This window comes from Microbacterium sp. NPDC089189 (assembly GCF_040685095.1).
Lineage (GTDB): Bacteria > Actinomycetota > Actinomycetes > Actinomycetales > Microbacteriaceae > Microbacterium.
Genome location: NZ_JBFBHG010000048.1, coordinates 1 through 7,761 on the forward strand (window position 1 = coordinate 1; position 7,761 = coordinate 7,761).

General features: G+C 73.8%; 7 protein-coding genes. 2 read left to right on the forward strand and 5 right to left on the reverse strand.

The features are described 5' to 3' along the window. Nucleotides 1-89 precede the first annotated feature (89 nt). The 4 genes from AB0N73_RS16130 to AB0N73_RS16145 all read right to left on the reverse strand — a co-directional run bounded on the left by AB0N73_RS16130 (nt 90) and on the right by AB0N73_RS16145 (nt 3,832). Nucleotides 90-1,244 carry an NAD(P)/FAD-dependent oxidoreductase gene (locus tag AB0N73_RS16130; protein ID WP_363565349.1) on the reverse strand — a complete coding sequence of 385 codons (1,155 nt, stop codon included), beginning with the start codon at nt 1,242-1,244 and terminating at the stop codon, nt 90-92. Beyond that, nucleotides 1,237-1,929, reverse strand: a complete 693-nt coding sequence (locus tag AB0N73_RS16135) for a methyltransferase domain-containing protein (protein WP_363565351.1) — start codon at nt 1,927-1,929, stop codon at nt 1,237-1,239. Before AB0N73_RS16135 ends, AB0N73_RS16130 begins: the two co-directional genes overlap by 8 nt. After that, nucleotides 1,926-3,002 (reverse strand): type III polyketide synthase, encoded by a 1,077-nt coding sequence (locus AB0N73_RS16140; RefSeq protein ID WP_363565353.1) that lies wholly within the window; start codon nt 3,000-3,002, stop codon nt 1,926-1,928. Before AB0N73_RS16140 ends, AB0N73_RS16135 begins: the two co-directional genes overlap by 4 nt. A 248-nt stretch (nt 3,003-3,250) precedes the next feature. Then, nucleotides 3,251-3,832: a nitroreductase family protein gene (locus tag AB0N73_RS16145; protein ID WP_363565355.1), complete on the reverse strand. Its 582-nt coding sequence runs from the start codon at nt 3,830-3,832 to the stop codon at nt 3,251-3,253. Nucleotides 3,833-4,025: 193 nt separating this feature from the next. Between AB0N73_RS16145 and AB0N73_RS16150 the strand changes: the two genes are divergently transcribed. Next, a complete protein-coding gene (locus AB0N73_RS16150; protein ID WP_363565357.1) occupies nt 4,026-4,409 on the forward strand; it encodes a VOC family protein in 384 nt (127 codons plus the stop codon). A gap of 11 nt (nt 4,410-4,420) precedes the next feature. On the opposite strand, the gene AB0N73_RS16155 is transcribed toward AB0N73_RS16150, so the two are convergent. Then, a complete protein-coding gene (locus AB0N73_RS16155; protein ID WP_363565359.1) occupies nt 4,421-5,785 on the reverse strand; it encodes a glucose-6-phosphate dehydrogenase in 1,365 nt (454 codons plus the stop codon). Nucleotides 5,786-5,860: 75 nt separating this feature from the next. Here AB0N73_RS16155 and AB0N73_RS16160 point away from each other — a divergent pair, with 75 nt between their 5' ends. Then, nucleotides 5,861-7,651: a glycoside hydrolase family 15 protein gene (locus AB0N73_RS16160; RefSeq protein WP_363565361.1), complete on the forward strand. Its 1,791-nt coding sequence runs from the start codon at nt 5,861-5,863 to the stop codon at nt 7,649-7,651. Nucleotides 7,652-7,761 lie beyond the last annotated feature (110 nt).

A 7,761-nucleotide genomic window follows, 5' to 3' on the forward strand; every position in this document is an offset into this window, starting at 1 on the left:
GTGATCGAGCGCATATGGTCCGAGATGTGCGCTCGGCGACGGGATGTGCGCTCGGCCGGGTGTGGCGCGCGGGGGGAGCCCGCGCGGGGTCAGGCGTCGAGGTCGAACTGCATCGCGTAGGCGCGGGCGAGGAGGGGGTGGGCGGGACCGGTCAGCAACGTGCGGAGCGCGGCGGAACGGGCACGGTGCAGCACCTCGCCGCGCGGCCGCCCGAGCCGAGTGTTGATCCCTGCGGATGCGGCCGCCCGCCGCGCGGAGGCGACACGGCGTCGTTGCCACCGCTCGAGTTCGGGGTCGGGAGCGGTGCCCGTCCGCATCCATCGCGCGACGAGCGGAGCGAGCGTCGCCGCGTCGAGGAGCCCGAGGTTCATCCCCTGGCCGCCGATCGGGCTCACCTCGTGCGCGGCGTCGCCCACCACGAGCAGCCGACCGCGGCGCAGCTGCGGCGCGACGACCCGACGCACCCCGAACCCCGTTGCCGCCGTCACGCGCTCGGCGGCGGCGGGCTCGCCCCGGCGGGCCAACGCGCGGCGCAGGCGATCGAGGCGGGCTTGCGGGTCGGCGTCGTCCGGATGAGGATCCCACACCACGAAGCGACGCGCGCCGGGCAGCGGGAACGACTCGAGCACCCCGTCGCGCTCCAGCCGCACGATCGCCGCGGCGTCATCCGCGTCGTCCGGCGCGGGGGCATCGGCCATCAGGTAGCGATCGGGGTAGGACACCGTGTCGAGGCCCGCGCGGTGGAAGACGAGGTCGCGCCCCGCGGCGCCCGCGGCGACGATCACCAGCGGTGCGCTGATCTCGGCGGGGCCGTCAGGACCCTCGGCGCGCACCCGCATGCGGTGGCCGTCGGGGCGCACGCCGTGCACCCGCCACCCGTGCTCCACCGGCGGGGCCGCCGCCGCGAGCACCGCCTCGGTGGCGGACTGGGGGAGCGTCGCCACGAACGGGAAGCGCACCCGCATCCCGTCGAAGCGCACGGTGCCCAGCAGCTGCGCACCGCTGCGCGCCTCGCCACGCGACACCCGCCGCGCACGCGCGAGGAGGCCGTCGGTGAGATCGGACTCCTCGAGCGCCGCGAGGACGGGCGAGTGGATGCCGATGGCCCGCGATCCCGGCGACGGCTGCGGTCGCTGCTCGAGGATCCGCGCACCGACGCCGTGACGGCGAAGTTCCGCACCCAGCAACAGTCCGACGGGGCCCGACCCGACGATGACGACGTCCGGGGTCTCGCCGTCACGCACGGCCGCGTCCGATCGCGAGAAGACGGAAGGGTGCCGGGCGCACGACCTGCCAGTCGCCGGGCAGGGCGTCGCGCAGCTCGGCGGCGCGGAAGCTCCGCCGGATCGAGCGCAGTCCGTCGGTGCGCAGGAACGTGCCGGGGGCGAGGGGCAGGATGCCGACCCCGTACAGCCCGTATGCGAGGGCGCCGCGTTCGATGTCGCCGTGCAGCACGATGCCCGTCGAGAGCGCCCGCGAATCGTCGGCGAACCGTGTGAGCTCCTCGTCGCCGAGGTGGTGCAGCACATGGTTCGACAGCACCACGTCGAACGTCTCGCCCGCCGCGCGGAGGACCGCCGAGTCCGTGGTGCGGAACGACAGGCCGGGGCTGCGGCGCTCCTGCGCCACCGTCAGGGCGCGCGGATCCGGGTCGACGCCGATCCACTCGGCCCGGATGCCGTCGGCACCGGCGGCGCGGGCGAGTCGGGCGAGGACATCGCCGCCCCCGCATCCCAGATCGAGCACGCGGGCCGGTCGGTCGAGCGCCCGCAGCCAGGGCCGGAGGGTGCGCCGGTAGACGCCGCCCCATCCCGAGACGGCCCGGTTCACGACGTCGAACCGGCGCAGCGTGGCGGCGAGCCGGCGCGGATCGCAGTCCGGGTCGTCCATGAGCTCGCGCAGGTCGGTGGCGCGGATGGCGAGGCTCATGCCGTGCGGCGCCGCATCCGCGCGGACTCGACCGAGAGGCCGGGGCCGAACGCCAGCGCGGCGACGGTCGCGCCGTCGGGCAGGGCGTCGTCGTGCAGCAGCGCGCGCAGGATGAACATGATCGTCGCGCTCGACATGTTGCCGTACTCGCGCAGCACCGCGCGGGACGGCGCCATCTCGGCATCGGTGAGCTCGAGGGCGTCGGCGACGCGGTCGAGCACGCTGCGCCCGCCGGGGTGCACGGCCCACGCGTCCGACCCGAGGAGCGGCCCGACGGCTCCGCGCACCTCGCGGCCGACGATGCGCGGAACCTCGGCCGTGAGGGTCATCTCGAACCCGTGGTCGCCGATCGTCCACGCCATGTCGCGTTCGCCGTCGTCGGTCAGGGCCGTGGCGAAGTCCTCGAGCTCGAGGCGCGTGCCGACGCCGGTGTCGGTGACGATCGCGGCCGCCGCGCCGTCGCCGAACACGGATGCCGCGACGATCTGCTCGGGATCCTCGGACACCCGGATGTGGAGCGAGCACAGTTCGGCGGCGACCACGAGGACGACCGAACCAGGCTGGGCGACGACGATCCGGTGCGCCGCCCGCAGCGCGGGGATCGCGGCGGCGCAGCCGACGAATCCGTGGTGGTAGCGCTCGACGGACGAGGCGAGTCCCAGATCCCGGACGAGCGCGACATCCGGTCCGGGAGCGAAGAGCCCGGTGCACGAGACGGTGATCACGTGGGTGACCCGGTCGGCGGGGATCGCGGCGTCGGACAGCGCGGCACGGGCGGCCTCGGCGAAGAGCGCGGGCGCCAGGCGCCGGAACTCGGCGTTGCGCTCGGATGTGGTGGGGTCGAGGATGCGGTCGCCGTCACGGATCGGCAGGGCACCGGCGGGCGGCGCGGACAGCAGTCCCGAGAGCGCACTGTGCCGGGACTCGATCGCCGCGGCGTCGAACGCGGCGGCGATCAGGCGGCGGGTGAGCCGGTTGTCGGGATGCTGCGCGACCATCAGGTCGCGCACCTCGCCCTGGGTCAACCGGGTCGGCGGCACGGCTGTGCCGACCGCGACAATGCTCGGGATCATGCTTCACCCTAGGCCTCGCCGGCGGTGCGGTGCCGCGGGGTGGCGGAGCGCCCACCCGCGCTCTAGAGTGCCGGGCCCGCCAGGCCGGTGCGGGGCGGCCGCTGGGCCCCACGGTGCGGGGCGGCCGGCGGGCCCCACGGCGCGGGTCGCCGGCGCGGGCCGCGACGGGTCAGCCCGCGAAGCCGGCTGCCCACGGTCTCCGGGTGTGCGCGCGATGCGCGCGAGACCGTGGGCAGCCGACGGAGGGGTCAGTCGTCGGCGAGGAGCGACTCGGCGATGGGGCGCCGCACCCGCGGTGCGGTCTCGCCGTCGCGCGCGAACTCCGGTGCGTCGTCGATCGTGCCGTGGGCGCCGACGGCCATCACCGAGAAGGGCGTGAGGGACGCGTCGAGCGAGAACGCGGCGGCGAGGGCGGCGGGGTCGAATCCGGTGAGCTGGTGCGTGTACAGCCCGTTGGCGTGGGCCTGCACGGTGAAGTGCGCGGCGGCCTGGCCCAGGTCGTAGAAGGCGGAGGGGAACTCGCGGCCGTCGCGCGCGGTCTCGGCGACGAAGACGACGAGCGCACCGGCGGGGGCGGCCCAGGCCTGGTTGAACTCGACGAGGGTGGCGACGACCTTCTCGTGCGTCGCGGTCCCGCGGCGGGCCACGATGAAGCGCCACGGCTGGTTGTTGTACGCCGAGGGCGACCAGCGCGCGGCCTCGAGGGCGCCGCGCAGCGCGTCCTCGTCGATGGGGGTCACGCTGTCGTAGGCGCGGGTGCTCCAGCGCTGCGAGAGGACGTCGAGGATGGGAGCCTCGGTGGGTGCGGTGCGGTCGAGAACGTCGGACACGGTTGCCTCCTGGGGAGATCGATGGGGGAGGGGACGCCGTTGGCCCGATCCATGCAACGGTATGGGTGCCCATCCTGTTCCCGAGCGGCGCCATGAGTCCGGAAGCCGTGGACGGTACCGGGCGGGGTGCGAGGGCCTCGACACCGCTCATCCGGACGAGGATGCTGGAGGTCCGACGACCGAAGGAGTTCTCGTGTTCACATCCGACGCCGCCTTCAGCGGCTTCAGCGTCGACGACACGGCGGCCGCCCGCACGTTCTATCGCGACGTGCTCGGGCTCGACGTGGTCGACAACGCCATGGGATTCCTCGAGCTCGTGCTGGCCTCCGGCGCCCATGTGCTCGTCTACGAGAAGCCGGGGCATCAGCCGGCGTCGTTCACGATCCTGAACTTCCCGGTGGCGGATGTGAATGCCGCCGTCGACGATCTCCGCGCTCGCGGCGTCGAGACGAAGATCTACTCCGATGAGGAGTTCCCCTCCGACGAACGCGGCATCGTCCGGGGCAACGGCCGCGGGCCGGACATCGCGTGGTTCCGCGATCCGGCGGGCAACGTGCTGGCCGTCATGCAGGCCTGACCGCGCGGCGGCTACGGCAGGGCGGGCCAGTTCTCCGGGCCGGACGAGCCCGCGGGGTACTCGTCGATCGGCGTCTCGCCTCGTGCCCAGGCGTCGAGCACCGGCTGCACGATGCGCCAGCACTCCTCGGCCGCATCCCCGCGAACCGCGAGCACGGCGTCGCCGTCGAGGATGCTCGAGAGCACCTCGGCGTAGGCGCGCAGCGCTCCCTCGCCGAGGGTGGCGCTGATCTGCTCGCGCCGCAGCGCGAACGGGTCCTCGCCGCCGTTGATGTTGAGGTCGAGCGTCACGCGGTCGGGTCCGAGGGCGAACCGCAGCTGCGAGCCGGGGGCATCGCCCGTGAACCCGGCGGGCAGGTGACGCACCGGTCGGAAGGTCAGGACGATCTCCGCATCCGGCGCGCCGAGCGCCTTGCCGGAGCGCAGGGTGAAGGGGACGCCCTCCCACCGGGCGGTGCGCACCTCGAATGTCGCCTCGGCGAGCGTCTCGGTGCGGCGGTCGGGATCGACGCCCGCCTCATCCACGTACGAGGGCAGGTCCGCGCCGTCGACCGATCCCGCGGTGTAGCGGGCGCGTCGCGCCGAACGCACCGCGTTGTCCTCCCAGAGCGACGTCGCCCGCAGCACGGCGGTCGTCGCGTCGCGGAAGTCCGTCTCGTGCAGGGTCGCCGGGGGCTCCATCGCGACGACCGCCATCACCTGCAGCAGGTGGCTCTGGATCATGTCGCGGAGCGCCCCGGCTTCGTCGTAGTACCCGGCGCGCCCCTCGAGTCCGAGCGACTCGTCGAAGCGGATGACGACGGACTCGATGTGCTCCGCGCTCCACACCGGCTCGAAGAGCCTGTTCGCGAAGCGGATGCCGAGGATGTTCAGCACGGTCGACCGGCCGAGGAAGTGGTCGATCCGGAAGATCTGGTTCTCGGGGACGACCTTCAGCAGCGTCTCGTTGAGCGCGTGCGCGCTCTCGCGGTCAGTGCCGAACGGCTTCTCGAGGGCCAGGATCGTGCCCTCGGGCACCCCGGCCTCGGCGAGGTGCTCGCACGAGGCCTGCGCGATCTGCGGGGGCACCGCGAAGTACAGCACCGCGCGCCCCTCGATCTCGTCGAGGAGACGGGCCATGTCGGCCGCCTTCGTCGGGTCGGCCTGGACGTACACGGATGCTTTCGCCACCGCATCCGCGGCGTCCGATCGTTCGTCGCCGAAGGCCTGCCGCACCCGGGTGCGCCAGGCGGTGGCACTGAGGTCGCTGCGGCCGGCACCGACCAGACGCAGGGTGCGGTGAGGTTCGCGGCCGAGCAGCTCGGCGAGGGCGGGCAGCAGCAGACGGGAGGTGAGATCTCCGGTCGCGCCGAGGATCACGAGTGTCGTGTCGGTCACGGGGCCACGTTAGCGGGCCGTCGTCGCGGGCACGCCTGCGCCCGGGAGGGTTGACAGCACGGCATGATCGGGAGGGTGAGCGCCCCCATCGAGGACTACGCCGTCCTCAGCAACTGCCGCACGGCCGCCCTGGTGTCGCGGGAGGGGAGCGTCGACTGGTTCTGCGCGCCGCGCTTCGATTCGCCGTCGATGTTCGGGGCGATGCTCGGGGAGAAGGAGCAGGGCCACTGGAGTGTGCGGCCCGAGGGCGATGCGACGGCCACGCGCCGCTACGACGGCGACACGTTCGTGCTCGTGACGCGCTGGGAGAGCGCGACGGGCGTCGCCGAGGTGCACGATCTGCTGCCGATCGACGGCGGCCGGGTGGACCTCGTGCGACGCATCGTCGGCATCGAGGGCACCGTCGAGTTCACGACGCACCTGCGCATCCGGTTCGACTACGCGCGCGCCCTGCCGTGGGTGCGGCAGGTGGGAACGGATGCCGGGCCCGCGCTGCACGCCATCGCCGGGCCCGACGCCCTCATCATCCGCGGGGTGGCGCTCGAACCGCACGGCCACGCCCACCGCGGACGGGTGACGGTGTCGGCGGGCGGCCACGCCGATCTCGTGGCGACCTGGAACGAGTCGTACCTCGAGACCCCCGCACCGCTCGACGTCGATGCGGCGCTCGCCCGCACGCGCGACTGGTGGACCGCGTGGGCCGCCACGATCGACCACGACGGCCCGCACCGCGACGAGGTCGTGCGGTCGCTCCTCGTCCTGCGGGCCCTGACCCATGAGGACACCGGCGGCATCGTCGCGGCGGCCACCACATCCCTGCCGGAGCAGTTCGGCGGCGCCCGCAATTGGGATTACCGCTACGTGTGGCTGCGCGACGCCGCGCTGACGCTCGAGACGCTCGTGGCGCACGGGTTCCTCGGCGTCGCCGAGGGGTGGCGGTCGTGGCTCATCCGCGCGATCGCGGGCGACCCGGCGCAGATGCAGATCATGTACGGCATCGCGGGGGAGCGCGACCTGCCCGAGCGCGAGCTCACGAGCCTGCCGGGCTACGACGGGGCGGCGCCCGTGCGCATCGGCAACGGCGCCGTCGACCAGTACCAGGCGGATGTGGTGGGCGAGGTCATGGTGGCCCTCGAGGCCGCCCGCCTGTCGGGGCTCGCCGAGGAACCGTTCGCGTGGGCGCTGCAGCGCGCACTCCTCGACGGTGTCGAGAGCCGCGCCGACGAACCCGACAACGGCATCTGGGAGATCCGCGGCGAACCGCAGCACTTCACCCAGTCCCGCGCCATGATGTGGGCGGCGTTCGACCGCGGCGTGCGCGCGGTGCGCGAACACGGTCTCGACGGTCCCGTCGAGCGGTGGCTGACGCTGCGCGACGCCCTGCGCGCCGAGATCGACGCACGGGGCGTGGATGCGGCGACGGGCGCGTTCGTGCAGCACTACGGGTCGACCGAGGTCGACGCATCCCTGCTGCTTCTGCCGCAGGTGGGGTTCTGCGCGCCCGACGACCCGCGCATGCTCGCCACGGTGGGACGCATCGAGCGCGAGCTCATGGGCACCGGGCTCGTGCACCGCTACCGCACCGAGGCCGGGGTGGACGGACTGGCGGGCACCGAGCATCCGTTCCTCGCCTGCACGTTCTGGCTCGTCGAGCAGTACGCGCGTTCGGGCCGGACGGCGGATGCGGAGGCGCTCATGCGTCGCGCTTGCGCGACGGCGAACGACGTCGGGCTGTTCTCGGAGGAGTACGACCCCGGCGCGCGCCGTCAGGTCGGCAACACCCCGCAGGCGCTGTCGCACCTCGCGCAGGTCCGCGCCGCCGACGCCCTGGGCGGCCACGGCGGCCGCGCCGCCCACCGCACCTGACCTGCCCGCCCCGCGCGCCCCGCTCCCGCCCGCCGGAACGCCGAGACAGCACTTTCGCGCCGAGACAGCGGGTTAAACCCACCGTCTCGGCGCGAAAGTGCTGTCTCGCG